Here is a 22,375-nt window from a genome sequence, read left to right on the forward strand (position 1 = left end):
TACATATTATCATCATGCTTTAGACCGATTTTGTGAAAAAACAGCTGGTAAATACGTGAAAAAATGTAACTTTCATAGACTGAAACATATTTTTTGTATATAATTGTAAACTGAATTCTAAATATAAACTAGGAGAATAATAATATGAAAAAATGGTTGCTACTCTTATTTAGTTTACTACTATTAATTCCTGTCCCTATTTCCGCACAAAAAAACGAAAATCCAAAAGTCCTTATTTTATACAGTTCGAGCGATGATCAAATTACAAGTGATACCCAAATACTTAATACACAAGTAGGACATTTTACTAATAACATAACAATAAAAAACATAAAACAGTTAGCTGGAATAACTGATAAATCTTCATATACACATGTTATTTACATAGGTGAAAAACAAGAAGAACTTCCCACTGAAACAAAAGAATTTCTAGAAAATTTCTCAGGACCACTACTCGTTTTAGGTCAAAATATAGAACAATTATCCAAACGTTTTTCATTTATTATACTTAAAAATGAAGATATAAACTCTGATACAATTGAATATCCAACACGTAAACTAAAGAATACATTAGAGGACGAACGATCCATTAAAAACCTTGATACAAATGGAACAATTCTTGCCAATGCTTTAAAAGGAAATACTACTTACCCATTAATTGTACAACAAAATAATTCTTATTATGTTGCAACTTCTAACCTCTTTGATTGGATATCTTATTATATTGGCGAAAGCCTATTTTCTTACTTTGAACAAAAGCCAACGTAAAATAAAGTGGAAGCTTATTTACGTCTTGAAGACGTTCATCCAGCCGCAGATATAAATCAATTAAAAGAAATTGCTGAATTATTAAAAGAGAAAAAGATGCCATACATGATCACTGTTATTCCTGTATATACGGATCCAGAAACAGGTAAAACACTACATTTAAAAGATAAACCCGAACTAGTCGATCTTTTACGCTCTATGCAAGATGATGGTGCAGCAATTATTATGCATGGTTATACTCACCAATTTTATGATAGTGAAACTGGTGAAGGTTTTGAATTTTGGGACGTAAAAACAGACCAACCAATTCGTCAACCGAAGCATGAAAAACCAAAAACAAAAGATGATTTCCCTAATATAGAGGCATATAATACATACGTAAAAAAAGGGGAAGAATTTGAAGAAAAATATACGACTGATCATATTGAAAAAGGCATTCAAGAACTTGTAGATGCCAAACTATATCCGGTCGCATTTGAAGCACCTCATTACACGATGTCTCAAAAAGGATATGAAATATTATCAAGATACTTTTCAACTTATGTAGGACAACTACAGTTAAGTGACACAACTTGGAAATCTATGCACTCTCCGGCATACAGAAGTACACCATCATTTTTACATGGCATGAAATTAATGCCTGAAACAGTTGGATTTATCGAAGAAGATAAACCACACGCTATTGCTAAAATGAAAGCAAATGCTGTATCTGTTGCCAAATTATCCGATGGAGTTATTGGTGCATTCTATCATCCTTACTTAGGTGTAAAACCATTAAAAGAAGTACTAAAGGATCTAGAAAGTATTCCAAATATAGAATGGATTGATTTACAAAAAGAAACAAATGAAGTGAAAATGAAAGATATTCATATCACTACTAATAAAGACGGCATTCACGTTGAAAAACCAACAAGCGCAAGTGACATAATAGATTATATAAAACAATATGGATTCTTCCTTATACTCGGTTTCCTCGTCATTGTCTTTCTCTTATTATTAAGACGTGCGAAAAAATTAGAATCCTAATACAAAACCACCAAGCAAAATGCTTGGTGGTTTTTTTAACTTAAACCAAAACGTGGCATATTATTAATAACCCATTGATTATGTTCATAAATAAATTCAACTTCTACTGTTTCCGTTACATTATCATAGTCATTATACGTTTCAACCTGCGCTTTTATTTTCCCATCCTTTAACTCAGCAGAAATAATTTTTGTAAATTTAGTTGCTGCTTTTGACCCTGGATCTCCAATAGCATAGTGCATTTTTCCATTTAACTCTTTAATATATTTACTCTTCATATACTCTGCTATAAATGATTTTGAGAAGTACGTAGATAGCGTAGTCTCTAAATTATCTTTCTTATTATAAATAGGGTTCACTAATTCCCCGTATGAAAAATCCCCTACTCGTTTTGGGTTTCCTGTTAGTGCAGCCATTTGAACATTAGTCAGTTCCTTCTGTGCATTCCATACTTTCTGTAACATAACGTTATCTGCTAGCTTCTTATCTTTTACTTCATTTGATTTCTTTGTATCCAAATTCATGATAGTTCCATTATCCGTATAGAGATACATATCTCCTGCTACAAAATATAAATAGGATTTAGTTGGTTCAAACGCTTTATTATAAATTACTTTTTCATTTCCACCATTTATTTTCTTCTTATATACTCCATCCTTTTTTAAATAATAAAAAGTATCCCCTTTCACATTCATCTGCAAGGCATCCTTTACCAATAACTTTTCATTATTTTGTTGAACGTCTATTTCATATATGCCATGCTCAGCTTCATTTGTTTCAAAAGGTAACGAAAAGTCGACAACAGCATATAATTTTTCATTATTATACGTAGCACTAGATATTGTTGCATAATTTTCTTTTGACCAAGTTTTATTATCCTTTGTCATTTGTGTTCCACGATTTTTATTCCAATGTAGAATACTATCATCTATCGTTCGAGACCAACCAGAATTTTTAAATACCGCTTCTTCTTCCTGTCCCGTCTTCAAATTGATTTTTGCGATCCCTACAATATCAAAACCACCATGCTCAGAATATTTTTTCGGATAAAATAAAGTTTGATCTTTTATATAAACATAATTTGTATCCGCTTTTAACGTATCTAACTTTTTATTAGATATATCATACTTCATTAGAGAAGATACTCCCGCGTTCTTCTCTTCATCCGTATGAATAAAATATAAAGCTTTGTTTTTTATATTTATGTAAGAAGCATTTACACCTTCCACTACACGTTCCGAAGTCTGAAACTGATCTTTCGTACGATAAATGCCTCCTGTATTTTTATCACCATTTACAGAATAGTAAATCCAACCTTTACTCTCTGCCATCTTTCCTTGGTTAGAGATGTTTCCAACCAAATTCCCGTTTTTCTCATTTTCTTTCATCTGTTTTTCAACTACTGGATCAATTTGTACTTCTTTATTTTCTTGTGTGGCATTTGAATTTATAGTCTTTTTTTCTGTTTCACAACCAAACGCTACAAGTGAAAGTGCACCAACCATAATTGTAATAGCTATTTTTTTATATGCTTTCCCCATTTTCTCCCCTACTTTCTTCATCAAATTAAATACATCACAAATTATAGAAAATATTAGAAAAAATATCCATAAAAAAGAGATAAGAGAAACTCTCCTATCCCTTCAAATAAAGTGAAATCTTAATCATTCAGGGTCTTAATTTCTGGAAAATAGCGGGGTAAAATTGAATCGTATTTTCATATATCGTTTCTGCAACCTTATCAACAGCTACGTTTTTTATAACACTAATTTCCTTTAATACCTCTCGAATCATTCTCGGATGTGTCATAACACCCTCTTGAAATTCCCACGGTCCATCTGTTTCTACCATCATATATTCAAGAGGATAATACGAAACAATTTTTCTAATCTTCTCCTTATGTAAAACATCTGGCGTGATAGAAATGTAATAACCATTCCTCATCATCCGTTTCATTGTTGTTTCACTTCCTTTAAACCAATGAAAGTGTGCACGTGAAACTTTATATTTCTCCAGTAAATCACATACAATATCAGCGTCTTCATACACTGCATGTAATATAATTGGTAAATCATATTTACTAGCTAGTTCAACAAACCGTTGTAACACTGATATATACGAATTGATAGCAATGCGCTCATCTTCTTTTCTTAAATAATACGGTAAGCCAACTTCACCAATCGCAACTATATCATCTACATGCTCTTCAATTAATTTATAAATTTGCTCACATTCTTCTTTATGAATCGGTTGCTCCGGATGAAAACCTATTGCTGGATGTACAAAAGGATATAGTTTTGCTAAAGATAAAGTTTCTTTACATGATTGATAATTCATAGATACTGCAATAAGCCCCTTTATCTCTTTACTATGTTCCACATCTTTAAGTAATTTACTTTTCTCTTCATCCTTATATTGGTCAACATGTATATGACTATCAATCCACTTCACCTTTATTCCCCCATAAAAAAAACAAGAAAGGATCTCCCTTCTTGTTTTGTCATCTATATTATTTAACAATTAAGTTTGTTATGATATCAAATAACCCAATACATACTACGGCAACAGTAAAGTAGCTACAGAAATCTTTAATTGGAAACTTCACTACTTCTTCTTTACGCATCCCATTCTTCTCCCTTCTTACTATATCCCTAATTATTTTTATCTATTTGTATCTATTATGCAAAAAATATGACAAATTTACTATCGAATTAACTTACGTAAACCTTACAATGTTGTAAGGTTTATAAAAAGGGCCTCATCTCCATACAGATGAGGCTATTAAAAAGTAGTTGGTTTTTCATTCTTCATTCATATTACAAACAGAAAGTAATACAGTGAGACTTTCTAATTACACTATATAAAATTCACTATCTTTTAACCATCGAATTACATTACAGAAGACTTACATGTTTGTAAGCTATGTGTAATGTAATTCGATAGTTTCTCTTACTGACATCTCGTACAATAAAGTTAGCAATAAGCCAAATAAGAAGAACACTCACATAACCAAATTACATTGCTAGTAGCTACTCTTCTTATACCTTTCACTCATGCTACTACAATGTACCCCCTTCCCCTTTATATATTAAAAAAAGCCTTAGTCCATATGGACTAAGGCTTTTTTTGCACACACCAAAATACCCCTACCCAGTATTTTTATTTTCGACAAAAAATAGGTGGGGGTATAATTCGCTATCTCATCGCTAAAAGTTTACTCTTTGCATTAATAGGAATATTTACAGCTTCAATTTCTTCAATTGACTCGCCGTAGCGTCCTTTTGCGTACACTTTTAATGTTTCATCTCTCTTTAACATATGCTTAACAGTCTTCTTTATTTTTTGTTCTCTTCCACGTTCGTCAAATGCAATAAATTCATATTCATACCACTCATCGCCAATATGCTGACCAATTGTATTCACAACCGTATAGTATTCTTTCGTCTTATAAAATGGATTATATTTATCGATAACCGGTCCAAGTTTCGTAGGTAGTAACATTATTACTATGACTATCATCGCTATTATAGTAGTGATCATTTTTTTCTTCATAATAAACATTCCTCCTCTGCAGGATATATATACATCCATTTTAAAAAGAAGGAATACAATCTACTATTGAATCTCATTACATTACACTTACATTTTTGTAAGAATTAAAAAAAGGTGAACGAATTTACTCGTTCACCTTTTAGCTCGCTTTAAAGCCCCCACCAAGTACATCACGTACATCATGGATAACGACGAAAGCATCGTCATCTACTCGACTAATAACTTGCTTTAACTTAACAAGCTCTTGTTTATTAATAACAACATATAAAACTTCTTTATTTCTACCAGTATATCCGCCGCGCCCTTCTAATACAGTAACGCCGCGTGTCATGTTTTTCGTAATAGCCTCACGTATTAACTCTGGTTGATTTGAAATAATTGTAACAGCCGTTTTTGTGTCCATTCCTTCTACAATGAAATCAATTACTTTCGCTCCGATGAATACTGCAACAAGTGTGTACATCGCTTTTTCTTGCCCTATTATAAATACGGAACCAGCAATTACAACGATATCAATAATAAGTACACCTTTACCGACGCTCCAACCTAAATATTGATTTGCTAACCGTGCTAAAATTGCCGATCCCCCTGATGTACCTCCAGCTTTGAACATACAGCCTAATCCGATACCGACAAATACACCAGCAAATAGTGCCGCTAATAACGTATCACTATTTACATGATACTCAATATGTTCCGTAACATATAAAAACAAAGATGTTTCTACAATCCCTAAAATTGTATAAACCATCGTTTTCTTATCAAAAAATTTATAACCAACAGCTAGTAAAATTGCATTTATAGCAAAATTCACAATCCCCGGCGACCAATCAAATAAATAGTACGTAACAACCGTTAAACCAATAATTCCACCCTCTGATAGACGGTTTGGAATTGCAAAGTAATTAATACCAATTGCGAATAATAATGAACCAATTGTAATTAGTGTTATTTCCTTTATACGTTGATTAACCATAGTTCATACCCTCCCCCCATTTGACATTGTATCACTATCTCCTAGAGGTTTAGAAGTTGTTTTTATTCAGCATTTTTCCTCATAAAGACCAGGATATTATGTTTAAACAGCGGGGTGATTAATTATTCACATTTGCTCTAACTATACGGACAAATTGCTCCACATTCCCCTTCTGAATATACTTAGCTCGGATGGTTTCATGATTACAAATAAATTCGAAATACAGGCGAAAAACTATGCTATCTATATGCAAATATGAGTACTCTTTAAATGTTGAAGGATAGTATGGAAATTTTCCGTAAAACAGGAGACGTCTAGTAGTCGCAACAAAAATCCCATGTTGATAACATAACGTGAAATGATCCTTCTCAAAAACCCCCACCACAAAGGCTAAAACATTTTCGTCATTCCCTAAAAACTTTTTTATACTTAATAAAAGTTCATTCATGCATTTCCCTCCAAATACTATTTTTGAAAAGAATCCATGGATTGTTACAAACCGGTTTAACCCCTTTATAAAGTATGAAACGCGTTTCCTGTCAAAGGTATTTCAAAAAAATAATCCGTTATGCACTTATACACATAACGGATTAAAACTACACTGTAGATCGCTCCACAAGTTCATATGGAATTTCCACCTTTTCTTGTTTAGAACTTTCAGCATTTGTTTGCCGATAAAACATTTCAAAGGCTTTTTTACCTATTCCCTTTAAATTTTGATCAATAGTTGTAAGTTGTAACACTTGCGAAATAGGTTGGTTATCAAATCCAATAATCGCTAAGTCTTCAGGAACTTGAATACCTAATTTTTCAGCTTCCGTCATAACCCCAATTGCAACCTCATCTCCTGCTACTATTAATGCTTCAGGAAGATGCTGCATTTCCTTTAATTTATGAGCCACTTTCACACCATCTTCTAACGTAAAACATTCTGTAAAAATCCACTCTTCATTCACTTCTTCATCTATAGATTGCAATTGCTGTTTATACACATCAAAACGTTTTTGACTACTCGGTCCTAGCTTTCTTCCCGTGCAATAACCAATTTTTTTATAACCTTTCTCAATCAAATAATCCATTCCTAATTGAAAAGCTGCTGAATGATTCGTATATACACTTGAGATATTTGAAATATCATTATCTTCACAAGCAACAATTGTTCCATAGGAAGCATACGGCTCTATCGTTTCCCATTCATTCGCACGAGAACAAATAATAAGACCATCCAATTGTTTTGTTTTTAACATATGTAAACTTTTCATTTCTTCTTTTTTATTATAATTTGTTTGGCAAAGTAGCACTCTGTAATTATGAGCTAACGCCACCTCCATCATCCCGCCCACCATCGCATCAAAACATGGATGATTAATATACGGTAAAATTACACCAACAATATTCGTTTTCCCTTTTGATAAATGAACGGCATTTGCGTTTTGTGAGTAATTCAACTTCTCAACTATCTCTATAACCGCTTTCCTTTTTTCTTCACTTACATACGGATGATCATTTAATACTCTTGAAACAGTCGTAACTGAAACTCCCGCCATCTTTGCAATATCTTTAATATTAGCCATACACTCACCTCTACTTTTAAATTAATAAATCCCATGAACATATGTCAAACCTTCTCATCATTACACCTTCATTCGTTTTTCTTACAAAAGTGTAATTTTCCTGTAAGCTAATTCGATAGTTACTCTCTGCTATTTTTCATACAATTAAGTCAGAAACAGGGCAACCATTATTCGAAAAGGAGCGGATTTATATGATGAACAAAATGAAATCAAACAATTTTTTAAATACAATGAGCATGGTATTTTCCGCTTTTATCGATGCAAAAGCTGTTGCTTCTACATTAAACAAGTAAGGAGAATATATTATGAATAACATCACTTTTAACAAATTAGATTTTTTAGGACTGGCTAGTGGCTCGATTCTTCTTACTGCTTTTATTTACGCCACTACGCTTGTATAAATTTTGTGTCCCCTTTCCCCTTTATTATAAATAGTAATAGAAAAGACGACCGTCTATGCCCGGTCGTCTTTTCTTACTTTTGATTTGATTCCAAAGCTTCCTTTAGCTCCTCAAACTTCTCATTTAATTGGTCTGTCATCATTTTCATAGCTGTTTTCCGATCTATTTGTTCTTCAGCATCAATTTGAATCGGATCTCCAAAAATCAATTGTGCCTTTTTCCCCTTTATTAATTCTTTTACACTTGATGGACCAACATAAGCTGCTGGTATTAATGGAACGTTAGAACGCATCGCAATTGTCACAGCACCAGCTTTTAACGAAACATCTTCTGTCGATCTCGTTCCACTTGGGAAAATCCCTACCACTTTTCCTTCTTTTAATAAGCGAGATGGAATTTTAAGTGTACTCGGTCCTGGATTTGCACGATCTACAGGGAATGCATTTACATTTTTAAAGAACCAATTTTTGAATTTCCCTTCAAATAATTCTTTTTTGGCCATGTAATGAATCTCTGTTGGGTACATCCCTGTAGCTAACATTAATACATCCATAAAACTTGTATGTGTACACGCAACAACATACGGGCCACCTTCTGGTAGCTTTTCTCTTCCTTGCACTTCTACTTTCCCAGCTGTTTTAAATATATATTTCAACAAAAATGTAATTGGTTTATACATTGGTTTCGTTCCTTTCTGAACATCCGAAGTATAGTCATTTTCTTACCTCAATTATAACACTAAGTTATAGGAGTTGGTAATAAAAATGAGTATTAATTGTTAAATTTCAATTCTTACAAAAGTGTAATTTTCTTGTAAGCTAATTCGATAGTTACTTCTTGCGATATTTCATACAATTAAGTCAGAAACAGGGCAACCATTATTCGAAAAGGAGCGGATCAATATGATGAACAAGCTGAAAACGAACAATCTTTTAAATACAATGGGCATGGTATTTTCCGCTCTTATCGATGCAAAAGCTGTTGCTTCTACATTAAATAAGTAAGGAGAATGCATCATGAATAACATTACTTTTAACAAATTAGATTTTTTAGGATTAGCTAGCGGCTCTCTTCTTCTTACTGCTTTTATTTACGCTGCTACGCTTGTATAACTTTGTGTCCCCTTTCCCCTTTATATAGAAAAAGACGACCGTCTATGCCCGGTCGTCTTTTTAAATGTTTCTTTCTTTTAACTCTTTTAAAAGCTCTATCATTTCAGCTTGTTGTTTTATCTTCTTACGACCATTTCGATTAATTGCTGCAAGCTCACAAGCAACTCCGACGGCAAAGAAAAACAATAAACTTTCTAACATGTAAAATCCTCCAATTGCCTATTAAACAGCTTGACGTAATTGCTCTTCTTCTAAAATTCTCTTGTTGATATTTTCTTCTTTCCTCTGACAAACATTATTACGAATAAGTGCAGCAATAACAAGTAAAGTCCCTACAATATCAAACATTGTTATTTGATATCCTTGCATCATCATAATAACTAAGGTTGTAATTGGTACAAAATTAATAAATAAAATCCCATTAATGGACGATAAAATTTTCACACCATAGTTCCAAGCTAGTAACGCTACTATTCCTGGTAATGTCATCATAAATAACAAATCGTATTTCACAATAAAAATCGTTCCCATACTCGGAACTGAAACATATCCAAACGCCGTTATAATTATCGTTATAATTCCTGTAACAGTCGTACCGAATACACACGTCAACGTAGAATAACGTAATGTTGACCAATCGCTACACGTTTGACCACCCATCGTATAAATAACCCAGCCCACAACTCCAACAAATATACATGCTAGTGAAAACATGTTATCTTTCAATGTTAAAAAGAAACTCATGTCGCCCTTTGTAATAACAAATACAGCCCCTACAAAAGCGATAATCATGCTCGTTATCATATACTTTTTCGGTTTTACACGCTTATATCCCCATAGGATACAAATAGAAATCATCGGCATAAGTGCTTCCATAATGGAGGCTACCATCACACCTGATTTTCCCATTAACATTTGACCTAAAAATATAAGTACATTATATACAGTAAACGCCATCGTTCCGAAAAAGACGAGTAACTTTCCTCTTCCCTCTAAACGAAATGCCCGTTTTCCTTCTTTCATTAACAACAATACAATCAGCATTATCGCCACCGCTCCATAGCGAATAAGCGAAAAGTAAAATGGATCTATGTATTCTAACGCATGATCAGCAACTGGAAACATTGCTCCCCATGACATACTTGCAATTAAACACGCTAAAGCGCCTATTATCATTTGACCTTTTCTCACCGCAATCCCCCACTTCTTTCTATTTACACAAAGAGAATTGTAAAAGAAAAAATATATCACGTAAAATGATTCAAAATGATGTTAACTATCATTTATAATGATAGTTAACATCAAGGAGGATCGTATTATGGAATTAAGAGATTTACAAATCTTCCAGAGCGTTGCTGACCAAGGTAGTGTAAGTAGCGCAGCAAAGGAATTAAATTACGTACAATCAAATGTAACAACGCGTATTAAACAACTGGAGAACGAGCTGAAAACACCGCTCTTTTATCGTCATAAACGAGGCATGACTTTAACAGCTGAAGGAAGAAAAATGCTCGTTTATGTTAATAAAATTTTGCAAGATGTTGAGGAGCTAAAACAAGTATTTTTAGATAGCGAAACACCCTCTGGCATATTAAAAATCGGTACTGTCGAAACAGTAAGTACATTACCTACCATTTTATCTTCTTACTACAAAAGCTATCCGAACGTCGATTTATCATTACAAGCAGGTTTAACAGAAGAATTAATTAGAGAAGTACTCGATCATCAATTAGACGGTGCTTTTATATCAGGGCCAATAAAACATCCCCTTATTGAACAATACGATGTTAGTACAGAGAAATTAATGCTTGTAACACAAAATAAAGCTTTTCATATAGAAGAATTTACAACAACGCCTTTACTCGTTTTTAACCAAGGATGTGGATACCGTTCCAAACTAGAACGATGGCTGAAAGATGAAGGTTTGCTACCAAAAAGAATTATGGAATTTAATATATTAGAGACTATATTAAACAGTGTTGCACTCGGCCTTGGAATTACGCTCGTACCACAGTCTGCTGTCCACCACCTTTCTAAAGCAGGGAAAGTACATTGTCATGCAATCCCTGAAAAATACGGCAGTATTTCAACGGTTTTCATACGCCGCAAGGATAGCTATATGACAAATTCAATGCGTAGCTTTTTAAAAACAATCGAAGAGCACCACCACATTAATATGCTTTAAAAGACATTCTTACACGAATGTCTTTTTTTCTTACAAAAGTGTAAGTCTTCCGTAAGCTAATTCGATAGTTGCAGGCGATCATATTTCCTATAATTAAGATATAAAGCAGGGCAACAACAATTCGAAAAGGAGCGGATACGCATGATGAACAAAATGAAATCAAACAAATTTTTAAATACAATGGGCATGGTGCTATCCGCACTTGTCGATGCAAAAGCCGTTGCAACTACATTAAACAAATAAGGAGAGATTATAATGAACAACATTACATTTAACAAATCAGACTTTATCGGACTTGCAAGTGGAGCGACTCTTCTTACAGCTTTCATTTACACACTTGCTAAAGGTCTTGTTTAACACTTTGTTTCCCCAAACCCCTTTATATATAGAAAAAGCTGCTCGTCTTATAGACAAGCAGCTTTTTATTTTGTTTCATATATAGTTTGACCTGTTTTCGCCATATCGTATCCGCCAATCGCTTTTAATTCATTATGAAATTCTTCCGATTGCAGAATGTCTTTCACAACTTCGATTAGCTCTTCATTTTCTTTATTCTTCAAAATTACTAAATCATACTGTTCTTTCATAATTGGAATAAAGTCTACGTTTACAATTTGTGAAAACTTTTCTGATCCTACTCCCACATCAGCTTTGCCATTCGCGACTTGCGTGGCAACACCAAGATGATTCGACTCTTCCCATTCATATCCACTAATATTCTCTTTATTTAACTTTTGAATGCGCAATTGTTCATCCACTAGTACCCTAATACCAGAACCTTTTTCTCGATTTACAAATCGTATAGATGAATGAGATAAATCAGCCCATGTTTTTATATTTTTTGGATTTCCCTTTTGCACATAAAACCCAACGTTCCTTGCTAATAAATTAATCATCGTACATGGTTGTCCTACTAAAATACGTTTTACGTAAGGAACATTATATGTACCCGTTTCGCCATCAAACAAATGCAAGCTAACGATACTTCCTTCTCCTTGATACATTTTTACTAGGCTCGTTAAACTACCTTGATATGCCCTTAATATTTTTGAACTTGGCAGGCGATTTTCTATACGTTTTGCCAACATGTCTAACGTTAGTTCTTGTCCACTAATAATACATGTATTCGAGATACTATTACTGTCATTCTTTACAGAAGTAACTTGTACGTTACCTGTTTTCATTTGCTTAATATATTGTTCTAAATCTGCTGCATCAATGCGCATCTGTCTACCAATTCTATAAGAAGGCAGTTCTCCTTTTTTAATTAAATCGTATACAGTTAATTTTGATACTTTTAATCGCTTCGCTACTTCTTCCGTTGTGTAGGAATGATGATCCATAGACGATTCCTCACTTTCTTTCTTCATTGTAACAAAGAAAAGAATATTTCTCCTATATTTTAAAAATAACTACATCGTTCAAATTATATTCAATTATAACTAGTTATATTTAGTTATATTTAGTTATAATTAATTATGTCAAAACGAAAGGGGATTTTTTATGAATAAGTTTACATTACAATCCATCGGGGCACTTATCCTTTCTTTTCTTCTTATATTTAGTGTTGCATGTACAAGCGGAGAGAAGAAAGAGAAATCAACCGCTAAAGAAGGAAAAACGGTTGAACTTACTATATCAGCAGCTGCAAGCTTACAAGATGCGCTAAAAGAAATTGAAACAAAATATAAAGAAAAAGAACCTAATATTAAACTTTCTTTTAACTTCGGCGCTTCTGGTGCACTTCAACAACAAATCGAACAAGGTGCACCTGCTGATTTATTCTTCTCAGCAGCCGAAGATAAATTCCAAACTCTCGTTAAAAAAGGATTCATTAATGAACAAGAGGGGAAAAATCTCCTTGGAAACGAACTCGTTCTAGTCGTCCCAAAAGATAGTTCTCTTACAAAAATTCAAGATTTAAAAGATGAAAAAATAAAAAAAATCGCACTTGGTACACCTGAATCTGTACCTGCGGGAAAATACGCAAAAGCTTCTCTCACACATGAAAATCTTTGGAATGACATTCAAAATAAAGTCGTATTTACAAAAGATGTTCGCCAAGTGTTAACATATGTAGAAACAGGTAATGTTGATGCTGGTATTGTATACAAAACAGATGCTCTTATTTCAAACAAAGTAAAAATTGGTGAGACAGCAGCGGCTACTTCTCATGAGCCAATTCACTATCCTTTAGGTGTTATAAAAGAATCTAAACACAAGAAAGAGGCGACTTCATTTTATGAGTATTTGCAGTCAAAAGATGCACAATCTATCTTTAAAAAATACGGATTTACAGTCCTATCATAATTGCCATGAGCTTTGATACTATTTTATCACCAATCTTTCTATCTTTACGAGTAGCTGCATGTGCCACCATTATCGTTACCATTTTAGGAACGATAATCGGACGAGCGCTAGCACGCTCCTCATGGAGATATAAAGTAATATTAGAAACTATTTTCTTACTACCAATGGTACTTCCGCCAACTGTAATCGGCTTTTTTCTCATTATCATTTTTGGAAATAACAGTCCTATTGGAACGTGGATAGAATCAATATTTCAGCAATCTATTATGTTCACATCTACTGCTGCTATCATTGCTTCTACAGTTGTTGCATTTCCGCTTATGTACCAATCAGCAAAAACAGGATTTTCTATCGCGAATGTACAAATTGAAGAAAGTGCTCGTGACCTTGGTGCAAGTGAATATCAAGTTTTTCTACACGTCACACTTCCGCTTGCATTTCCTGCCTTACTAAGTGGAATGATTTTGAGCTTTGTTCGTGCGCTTGGTGAGTTTGGTGCTACGCTCATGTTTGCCGGAAACATTCCTGGTAAAACACAAACTATCCCAACTGCCATTTACATGGCGATTGATGCAAGTAATATGCAGCTCGCCTGGACACTAGTAGTTATCACTATTAGTATGTCCCTCCTATTTTTGCTATGTATTCAGCTTATTAATAAAAGAATTACTAACTCTTAAGGCAGCTCTTTTTGAAGCTGCTTTTTTATTTCTTAGGAAATAAAAATATACCACCGGGAAATAACTGAATTTTAAATTTTATTTAAATATACATTCTATTTGAATTTACTTTCTAAAATAGGCAATTTCCTGTTATTATATGGAGGTGTTTCAAAAATTGAAGAAATGAAAACGCATTTATATCGTGAATTCTTCATCCTGTTTTAACGATCGGTAATCTTCTACTCTAGTAGTGGGGCATTACCGATCGTTAGAACGATATGTAATTATATTGGTATAGCAAAACGAAGGGAGTCTTGTAATGGACATTTTATTAGCGCTTCTTCCTGCAATTGCATGGGGAAACATCTTATTAGTAAGCGTAAAAATGGGCGGTGGTGCATATAGCCAAACGGTAGGTATGACAATCGGTGCTCTATTCTTCGCAACAATTATGTATGTATTTACTCAACCAGCTTTAACAATGACAATCTTGATTGTTGGTTTTATTTCAGGTTTATTCTGGGCTTTAGGACAAGTAAACCAATTAAAAACAGTTGAAAAACTAGGCGTTTCAACTACCGTAACAATTTCTACTGGTATGCAACTTGTTGCAACTTCTATCTTTGGGGTTATCGCTTTCCATGAGTGGACTACTACTACAACGATCATTCTGGGAACGATTGCAATCCTATTAATCGTAGTTGGTGTTGTATTCACATCATTAGATGATAAAGAAAATGCTCAGCCACCAGGACAATTGAAAAAGGGACTTCTTACTTTAATTGTTTCTACTTTTGGCTATCTTGTATATGTAATTATTATTCGTTGGTATAACATCGATGGTTGGTCTGCTATTTTACCACAAGCAGTTGGTATGTTTGTTGGTGCGGTTGTACTGACATCTAAACATAAACCATTTAACAAATATGCAATCCGTAACGCTTTATCTGGTTTACTATGGGGAACTGGAAACTTATTCTTACTTCTTTCATTACCACGTGTCGGAGTAGCAACAAGCTTCCCATTATCTCAAACTGGAATCGTTATCTCAACATTTGGTGCGATTGTCTTCTTAGGCGAAAAGAAAACGAAACGTCAATTGATCTTTATTGCACTAGGTAGTGTTTTAATTATCGGCGGCGCTGTATTACTTGGTATGACAAAAGCATAAACTTATAATCTATTAGTAAACCCCTGAGGCACATATGCTTCAGGGGTTTTTTAATTCTAATTATTTTCTAGATATAATTATTTGTATGTTTTTGGCCCTTATAATTATTCTTCCACTCTAGCAAACCCGCTACACATATAAAGAGATTAATAACAGCTAATATTAGCATAACATATAACCCAGTGGAGATATAAATTGAAATACTAACTACATTATATAAAATCCATAAATGCCAGTTTTCTAGGATTTTTCGACTTAGCATAAATTGAGCTACTAATCCTAGTACAGCATTTAAAGCGTCTAAATATGGACTTGTTGATTCTAAGTAATGGACTTGATAATACCCCCAACCAATCCATGCAACTAAAATAAAGATTATATAAAAAATCCAACCTTGCAAATCTAAACGAACTGTTGCTTTTACCTCTTCCTCCCCACTATGTGCAATCCAATGATACCAACCATATACATTAAATATAAATTGAAAACCTGCCAATACTGCCATTGCATATAAACCTTGTGTAATAAAAATATACAGAAATACCGCAACGGTAATCATACCGAATAAAAAGTTGGATACTTTTTCTCTTGCTAATAGCCAAACATTAATAATTCCCATGACCGATGCAAAGATTTCAATATAGCTCGATTGAATATACAATCCAACCAATACACAAATAATACTAGTAATGGGTAAAAAGAGCGGACTTCTAATCATAATCATCTCTCCCCAGATGTGTAATAAATTCCCTATCACCAGTATAAAGAATCACTCTCCCCTTCACCATTAATTTCCTACTTTTCATTATCTATTCCATCTACAATAAGCCTTTTCTTTTTACAAAATTCTCTTAAAAATGGTATCGTTTTTTATAACATATCTCCACTAGAAAGGAATAGAGGATATGCTAACTAAACATCGAATTCTATTTATTGGTGCTGGTCGTATGGCAGAAGCTATATTTTCCGGATTACTTAAAACAAGCAAAGAATACATCGAAGAAATTATCGTTTCTAACCGAAGCAACGTAGAAAAACTGGAACAATTACAAGCGCGATATAATGTGTCTACTACAACAGATTGGAAGCAGCATGTTACATTTGTTGATACGATTGTTTTAGCAATGCCGCCTTCTGCACATGAAGAATTATTAGCAGAATTATCTCCTTTACTATCGAATCAACTTGTCGTAACGGTAGCTGCCGGCATCGGCCCATCTTATTTAGAAGAAAGACTTCCTAAAGGAACGCCTGTTGCTTGGATTATGCCAAATACAGCTGCTGAAATTGGTAAGTCTATCTCCTTATACACGATGGGACAATTCGTAAACGAGACTGATCAAGAAACCCTGCAATTGCTTTTAGGGGGGATTGGTACTTCGCAACTTTGTACCGAGGAAGAAGTTCATCAGCTTACTGCAGTTACTGGAAGTGCACCAGCCTTCCTTTATTACTTTGCTGAAAGCTTAATTGAAGCAACAAAAAGTTATGGAGTCGATGAAGCAACCGCAAAACACCTTGTCATTCAAATGATTTCCGGCTCTGCTTCTATGCTTGAACAAACGCAAGATCCAGCTAACCTCCGCGAACAAGTAACAACACCCGGTGGTTCCACAGCTGAAGGTCTCAAAGCTTTATATGAATATAATTTTTCAGAGGCAATTCAAAAAGCAGTAGAAGCAACAAACAAAAAAGCTAGGGGGAAATAATATGAATTTAACAAGTTTAAAAGACTATACAACATTACATAACGGTGTAAAAATGCCTTGGTTCGGTTTAGGTGTTTTTAAAGTAGAAGATGGTTCAGAAGTAATTGAATCTGTAAAATCAGCAATTAAAAATGGTTACCGCAGCATTGATACTGCAGCAATCTATCAAAACGAAGAAGGCGTTGGACAAGCAATCCGTGAATCAGGTGTTGCACGTGAAGAATTATTTATTACATCAAAAGTATGGAATAGCGATCAAGGATATGAAACAACACTTCAAGCATTTGAAACTACATTAGAAAAATTAGGTCTAGAATATTTAGATTTATATTTAGTACATTGGCCTGTAAAAGGAAAATATACTGAATCATGGAAAGCGTTAGAAAAGCTTTATAAAGATGGCCGTGTTCGCGCTATCGGTGTGAGTAATTTCCACATTCACCACTTACAAGACGTATTTGAAATTGCTGAAATTAAGCCAATGGTCAATCAAGTGGAATACCACCCACGTTTAGCACAAGAAGAATTACACCATTTCTGTAAAGAACATAATATCCAGCTTGAAGCTTGGTCACCGTTAATGCAAGGACAACTACTAGATAATCCAACGTTGCAAGAAATTGCGACAAAATATAATAAATCAACTGCGCAAATTATTTTACGCTGGGATTTACAAAACGAAGTTGTAACAATTCCTAAATCAATTAAAGAACATCGTATTATTGAAAATGCAAACATCTTCGACTTTGAATTAAGTGCTGATGATATGAAAGCAATTCAAGCTTTAAATGAAGATCGTCGCGTTGGTCCAGATCCAGATAACTTTAACTTCTAGTAGAAAAACCACTGCCATATGCAGTGGTTTTTCGTTAAAGAAAACTGAAAATTTAAACTATATTTCATTCAGTTGACACTTCATCATCCAAGGTGTAAGATTTTGAATTATCAAATAAACACAAAAATTAATAAAGTTTATTCGTTTACTCATTGTATCAAGAGAGGTGGAGGGACTGGCCCTTTGAAACCTCGGCAGCAGGTTCATTTTTGAATACTGTGCCACTTCCTGCAAGCTTTATAGCTTGAAAGATAGAATGAGGGACTTCGTTTATATACGGGTGCATAACTTGTACGTAAAAATCCCTCTTTCTCAATATGAAAAGAGGGATTTTTTATTTTTCATTTCCCTCATCATCATCCAAACTTAATTATTTAGGAGGAAAATCAAATGAAAAAAAAGTTTGTACCCGGTATTGCATCAGTTGTGGGAGTAAGTATTTTATTAACTGGTTGCGGTAGTTATAAAAACGAAGCAAGCGGAGCAAATGCAAAAGACGAGGCGCCTAGTAAACAGGTTTTAAACTTATCTTCACCTACTGAAATACGAACAATGGATACAGCTCGTGCTACAGATACTGATTCTGGTCAAGTAATGAGAAACGTATTTGAAGGTTTGTATAACCTTGGTGAAGGTAATAAACCTGTCCCTGGTGTTGCAAAATCTCATGAAGTAAGTGGCGATAAAACGAAATACACATTCCACCTGCGAGATTCAAAATGGTCAAACGGTACTCCTGTTACAGCGAAAGATTTTGTCTTCGCTTGGCAAAGAGCTGTCGATCCAGCAACAGCCTCTGAATATGCATTTCTATTCTTTGATATTAAAAATGCAACAAAAATTAACAACAAAGTACTTCCAGCCGACCAACTTGGTGTAAAAGCAGTTGATGACCATACGTTTGAGGTAGAATTAGAGCGTCCTGTTCCTTATTTTATTAGCTTAACAGCGTTCCCAACATTTCTACCAATTAACGAGGAATTCTTTAAAAAACAAGGTGATAAGTACGCTTTAGAAGACAACACAATCTTGTACAACGGCGCTTTTACACTAAGCGATTGGAAGCATGAACAAAGCTTTAAATTCAAGAAAAACCCTACCTATTGGGATAAAGATACTGTCAAACTAGAAGAAATCAATTTTAACGTTGTAAAAGAAAAATCAACAGAAGTAAACTTATTCGAATCAAAACAATTAGACCGTATAAAATTAACATCTGATTTCGTTGATAAATATAAAAAGGATGCAAACTTTAAAGAACGCCCGAACGTAGGCGTACAATTTTTACGTATGAATCAACAAAACAAAGTACTGCAAAACGTTTCTGCACGCCAAGCAATTGATCAAACAATTGATCGAAAATCCTTTGTAAATACGTTATTAAATGATGGCTCTACACCAACCTTTGGTCTCGTTCCAAAAAACTTTGCAAAAGGGCCTGATGGAAAGGACTTCCGTACTATAAATGGAGATTTAACTAAAGTTGATACAAAATCTGCACAAGAGTTATGGAAAAAGGCAAAACAAGAGCTTGGTTCTGAAAAGATTACATTAGAATTATTAACGAGTGATGCTGACCTTGATAAGAAAACAGGTGAGTTCTTAAAAGGACAACTAGAAAAGAATTTAGATGGATTAACAGTAAATGTGAAACCACAACCACGTAAACAACAAGTTTCACTTTTATTAAAAGGTGACTATGAAATCGGTATTGATGGCTGGAGCCCTGACTTTGCTGACCCAATTACATTCCTTGAATTGTTTACAACGAATAACCCTTACAACTTAGATCATTACTCTAATAAGGAATTCGATGAAACAATTGAAAAAGTTAAAACGACTTTAGCTGGTGATGAAAAAGCTCGCTGGGAAGCATTACTAGCATCTGAAAAAATATTATTTAAAGACTCTGTTATCGCTCCCCTTTACCAAAAAGGCGAATCTTATTTAGAACGTTCTTATGTGAAAGGAATTGTGCAAGTAGACTTTGCAGGTCAATTAAACTTCAAATGGGCACAAATTGAAAAATAAAAGGCAAGCTGAATCGATGTTTTTCTATCTACAGTAATTATTTTATTAAAAAAATGTATTAAAAGCGGATTCTCAATAAGAGGAAATCCGCTTTTTTAATATATTATTTTAAAAAATTAATGCTCAACTTTTTATTATTGACATATAGTTCTCTCCAGTGTTAATATTCTAAATAATCAAAGAAACGAAATATTTCACCATCATAATATAACGTCTACTACGTCGAAGCATATAATGATAAATTATAGTTCAACATGTATATACATATAGAACACCTGATTACCTACATGTACATATTTATAATAGGTTTTCTCTTCTTCTATAGATACACTTCAAAACATGGACATTATGACGTTACGAACAACACATTTAGGGAGGAACGAACAATGAAGAAAAAAGTTGTACCTGTTGTTGCATCTGTTTTAGGGGCAAGTCTATTACTAACTGCTTGCGGGGGAAATAAAGATAACGCAAGCGGAGCGAAGGCAAATGATAAAGCACCTGATAAACAGGCAATTAACTTATCATTTGCTTCAGAAATTCCAACAATGGATGTTGCAAAAGCAACGGATGGGGAATCCATGAACGTAATGCGTAATGTTTTTGAAGGGTTATATGCAATGGGAGAAGATAATAAACCGATTCCTGGTGTCGCTGAGTCGGTTGACGTTAGTCCCGATAAAACGAAATATACATTCCATCTGCGTGATTCAAAATGGTCAAACGGTACTCCTGTTACAGCAAAAGACTTTGTCTTCGCTTGGCAACGTGCCGTAAACCCTGATACAGCAGCTGAATATGCATTCTTATTCTTCGATATAAAGAATGCGAAACAAATAAACCAAAAACAATTGCCGATTGATCAACTAGGGGTCAAAGCTATTGATGACAAAACATTAGAAGTACAACTAGATCGTCCTGTTCCCTACTTCTTAAGTTTAACGACATTCTCAACATTCTTACCAATTAATGAAGAGTACTTAAAGTCTCAAGGCGATAAATACGGTTTAGAAACAAATCATTTAATTTACAACGGTGCCTTCACATTAGATAACTGGAAACACGAGCAAAGCTTCCAACTGAAGAAGAATCCTAACTATTGGGATGCTAAAACGGTGAAATTAGAAGAAATCAACTTCAATGTCGTTAAAGATAAGTCTACAGAAGTTAATTTATATGATTCAGGACAAATTGATCGCGTTGCTTTAACTGCGGAGTTTGTTGATAAATATAAGGGCGATCCAAACTTCAAAGAACGCGCTGAAGTTGGCATTCAATTTTTACGACTCAATCAAAAAAATGAAACATTAAAAAATCAACATGCACGCCTTGCTATTAACGGAGCAATGAATAAGAAAGCATACGTAGAAACAATTTTAAATAACGGCGCTGTTGCAGCTGAAGGAATGGTTCCTGCGAAATTCGCAAAAAGTCCTGATGGCAACGACTTCCGTAAAGAAAATGGAAATCTAGTGAAAGATGATGTGAAAACAGCGAAAGAAAACTGGAAAAAAGCGAAGCAAGAACTTGGTACTGACAAAGTAACAATTGAACTCCTAACAAGTGATAATGCTTTAGCTAAAAAGACTGGTGAATATTTAAAAGGTGAACTAGAAACGAACTTAGATGGATTAACAGTGAATTTAAAACCACAACCACGTAAACAACAGTTAAAACTACTGTTAAGTGGTGACTATGAAATCGGTATTGATGGCTGGGGCCCTGACTTCGCTGATCCAATTACATTCTTAGATTTATTTACAACAGATAGTGCTTACAACTTCGATAAATACTCTAACAAAGAGTACGATGAGCTAATTCATAAAGTAAAAACAGATTTAGCTGGTGATGAAAAAGCTCGCTGGGAAGCAATGAAGCAAGCTGAAAAAATTCTATTACAAGACGGTGCTGTCGCTCCTTTATACCAACAAGGTCGTTCTTACTTACAACGCGGATTTATTAAAGGACTTGTAACAACTGACTTCGGTGGTGAGTTTAACTACAAGTGGACAGAAGTTGCAAAATAATAAGTGCTAATAAAAAGGTATCCCACCGAGGATACC

22 protein-coding genes, 1 pseudogene and 1 riboswitch are annotated in these 22,375 nt (G+C 34.1%); of the genes and pseudogenes, 12 read left to right on the top strand and 11 right to left on the bottom strand.

The window, feature by feature from the left end:
• Positions 1-144: 144 nt before the first annotated feature.
• Positions 145-1,794 (top strand): annotated as a pseudogene (locus QCI47_RS26975) (DUF2334 domain-containing protein).
• A 35-nt stretch (positions 1,795-1,829) separates the two neighbouring features.
• Here QCI47_RS26975 and QCI47_RS26980 read toward each other — a convergent pair.
• From QCI47_RS26980 to QCI47_RS27005, 6 genes are all read right to left on the bottom strand, one after another.
• On the bottom strand, positions 1,830-3,335 hold the full coding sequence (locus QCI47_RS26980) for a DL-endopeptidase inhibitor IseA family protein (protein ID WP_000513821.1): 1,506 nt from the start codon (positions 3,333-3,335) through the stop codon (positions 1,830-1,832).
• Positions 3,336-3,462: 127 nt separating this feature from the next.
• The gene (locus QCI47_RS26985) at positions 3,463-4,245 is read right to left on the bottom strand and encodes a TatD family hydrolase (protein WP_000871072.1); all 783 of its coding nucleotides are present in this window, start codon (positions 4,243-4,245) and stop codon (positions 3,463-3,465) included.
• Positions 4,246-4,989: 744 nt separating this feature from the next.
• On the bottom strand, positions 4,990-5,346 hold the full coding sequence (locus QCI47_RS26990; RefSeq protein WP_000728419.1) for a YxeA family protein: 357 nt from the start codon (positions 5,344-5,346) through the stop codon (positions 4,990-4,992).
• Positions 5,347-5,485: 139 nt separating this feature from the next.
• Positions 5,486-6,322: a YitT family protein gene (locus tag QCI47_RS26995; RefSeq protein WP_309423309.1), complete on the bottom strand. Its 837-nt coding sequence runs from the start codon at positions 6,320-6,322 to the stop codon at positions 5,486-5,488.
• Between the two features lie 118 nt (positions 6,323-6,440).
• Positions 6,441-6,770: a PH domain-containing protein gene (locus tag QCI47_RS27000; protein WP_071741917.1), complete on the bottom strand. Its 330-nt coding sequence runs from the start codon at positions 6,768-6,770 to the stop codon at positions 6,441-6,443.
• A gap of 148 nt (positions 6,771-6,918) precedes the next feature.
• Positions 6,919-7,896 carry a LacI family DNA-binding transcriptional regulator gene (locus QCI47_RS27005; RefSeq protein WP_061130860.1) on the bottom strand — a complete coding sequence of 326 codons (978 nt, stop codon included), beginning with the start codon at positions 7,894-7,896 and terminating at the stop codon, positions 6,919-6,921.
• Positions 7,897-8,201: 305 nt separating this feature from the next.
• Between QCI47_RS27005 and QCI47_RS27010 the strand changes: the two genes are divergently transcribed.
• The gene (locus tag QCI47_RS27010) at positions 8,202-8,297 is read left to right on the top strand and encodes a DUF3948 family protein (protein ID WP_001060001.1); all 96 of its coding nucleotides are present in this window, start codon (positions 8,202-8,204) and stop codon (positions 8,295-8,297) included.
• A 73-nt stretch (positions 8,298-8,370) separates the two neighbouring features.
• Here QCI47_RS27010 and QCI47_RS27015 read toward each other — a convergent pair whose 3' ends face one another.
• A complete protein-coding gene (locus tag QCI47_RS27015; RefSeq protein WP_000277774.1) occupies positions 8,371-8,976 on the bottom strand; it encodes a lysophospholipid acyltransferase family protein in 606 nt (201 codons plus the stop codon).
• Between the two features lie 337 nt (positions 8,977-9,313).
• Here QCI47_RS27015 and QCI47_RS27020 point away from each other — a divergent pair, with 337 nt between their 5' ends.
• Positions 9,314-9,409 (top strand): DUF3948 family protein, encoded by a 96-nt coding sequence (locus QCI47_RS27020; RefSeq protein WP_001060007.1) that lies wholly within the window; start codon positions 9,314-9,316, stop codon positions 9,407-9,409.
• A 60-nt stretch (positions 9,410-9,469) separates the two neighbouring features.
• Here the strand turns inward: QCI47_RS27020 and QCI47_RS27025 are convergent, their stop codons facing one another.
• Both QCI47_RS27025 and QCI47_RS27030 read right to left on the bottom strand, forming a co-directional pair.
• Positions 9,470-9,610 carry a YrzO family protein gene (locus QCI47_RS27025; RefSeq protein ID WP_000894066.1) on the bottom strand — a complete coding sequence of 47 codons (141 nt, stop codon included), beginning with the start codon at positions 9,608-9,610 and terminating at the stop codon, positions 9,470-9,472.
• 21 nt (positions 9,611-9,631) lie between these two features.
• Positions 9,632-10,600, bottom strand: a complete 969-nt coding sequence (locus QCI47_RS27030) for a DMT family transporter (RefSeq protein WP_061130858.1) — start codon at positions 10,598-10,600, stop codon at positions 9,632-9,634.
• A gap of 127 nt (positions 10,601-10,727) precedes the next feature.
• Between QCI47_RS27030 and QCI47_RS27035 the strand changes: the two genes are divergently transcribed.
• Together QCI47_RS27035 and QCI47_RS27040 are read left to right on the top strand one after the other, a co-directional pair.
• Positions 10,728-11,594 (top strand): LysR family transcriptional regulator, encoded by an 867-nt coding sequence (locus QCI47_RS27035; RefSeq protein ID WP_000423059.1) that lies wholly within the window; start codon positions 10,728-10,730, stop codon positions 11,592-11,594.
• A gap of 255 nt (positions 11,595-11,849) precedes the next feature.
• Positions 11,850-11,951, top strand: coding sequence for a DUF3948 family protein (locus QCI47_RS27040; protein ID WP_001060016.1), 102 nt, complete (start codon positions 11,850-11,852; stop codon positions 11,949-11,951).
• A gap of 65 nt (positions 11,952-12,016) precedes the next feature.
• Here QCI47_RS27040 and QCI47_RS27045 read toward each other — a convergent pair whose 3' ends face one another.
• Entirely contained in the window at positions 12,017-12,964 is a 948-nt protein-coding gene (locus tag QCI47_RS27045; RefSeq protein WP_076872024.1) for a helix-turn-helix transcriptional regulator, read from the bottom strand.
• A gap of 133 nt (positions 12,965-13,097) precedes the next feature.
• On the opposite strand from QCI47_RS27045, the gene modA reads away from it, so the two are divergent.
• The 3 genes from modA (at position 13,098) to QCI47_RS27060 (ending at position 15,737) form a co-directional block, all read left to right on the top strand.
• Positions 13,098-13,904, top strand: a complete 807-nt coding sequence (gene modA, locus QCI47_RS27050) for a molybdate ABC transporter substrate-binding protein (protein WP_001032220.1) — start codon at positions 13,098-13,100, stop codon at positions 13,902-13,904.
• A gap of 5 nt (positions 13,905-13,909) precedes the next feature.
• Entirely contained in the window at positions 13,910-14,584 is a 675-nt protein-coding gene (gene modB, locus QCI47_RS27055) for a molybdate ABC transporter permease subunit (RefSeq protein ID WP_001996525.1), read from the top strand.
• Between the two features lie 301 nt (positions 14,585-14,885).
• Positions 14,886-15,737 (top strand): GRP family sugar transporter, encoded by an 852-nt coding sequence (locus QCI47_RS27060; RefSeq protein ID WP_000353542.1) that lies wholly within the window; start codon positions 14,886-14,888, stop codon positions 15,735-15,737.
• Between the two features lie 67 nt (positions 15,738-15,804).
• Here QCI47_RS27060 and pnuC read toward each other — a convergent pair whose 3' ends face one another.
• Positions 15,805-16,455: a nicotinamide riboside transporter PnuC gene (gene pnuC, locus QCI47_RS27065; protein ID WP_242277236.1), complete on the bottom strand. Its 651-nt coding sequence runs from the start codon at positions 16,453-16,455 to the stop codon at positions 15,805-15,807.
• 187 nt (positions 16,456-16,642) lie between these two features.
• Between pnuC and proC the strand changes: the two genes are divergently transcribed.
• The 4 genes from proC to QCI47_RS27085 all read left to right on the top strand — a co-directional run bounded on the left by proC (position 16,643) and on the right by QCI47_RS27085 (position 22,339).
• Positions 16,643-17,446: a pyrroline-5-carboxylate reductase gene (gene proC / locus QCI47_RS27070; RefSeq protein ID WP_074541449.1), complete on the top strand. Its 804-nt coding sequence runs from the start codon at positions 16,643-16,645 to the stop codon at positions 17,444-17,446.
• A 1-nt stretch (position 17,447) separates the two neighbouring features.
• Complete coding sequence (locus QCI47_RS27075; protein WP_242277235.1) at positions 17,448-18,281, top strand: aldo/keto reductase; 834 nt, start codon at positions 17,448-17,450, stop codon at positions 18,279-18,281.
• Between the two features lie 151 nt (positions 18,282-18,432).
• Positions 18,433-18,539, top strand: a riboswitch (SAM riboswitch).
• Between the two features lie 132 nt (positions 18,540-18,671).
• Positions 18,672-20,312, top strand: a complete 1,641-nt coding sequence (locus QCI47_RS27080; protein ID WP_242277234.1) for a peptide ABC transporter substrate-binding protein — start codon at positions 18,672-18,674, stop codon at positions 20,310-20,312.
• A 386-nt stretch (positions 20,313-20,698) separates the two neighbouring features.
• Positions 20,699-22,339, top strand: coding sequence for a peptide ABC transporter substrate-binding protein (locus tag QCI47_RS27085; RefSeq protein WP_309423314.1), 1,641 nt, complete (start codon positions 20,699-20,701; stop codon positions 22,337-22,339).
• Positions 22,340-22,375 lie beyond the last annotated feature (36 nt).

Origin of the sequence: Bacillus cereus group sp. RP29 (assembly GCF_040459765.1) — a bacterium.
In the GTDB taxonomy this organism is placed as follows: domain Bacteria; phylum Bacillota; class Bacilli; order Bacillales; family Bacillaceae_G; genus Bacillus_A; species Bacillus_A paranthracis.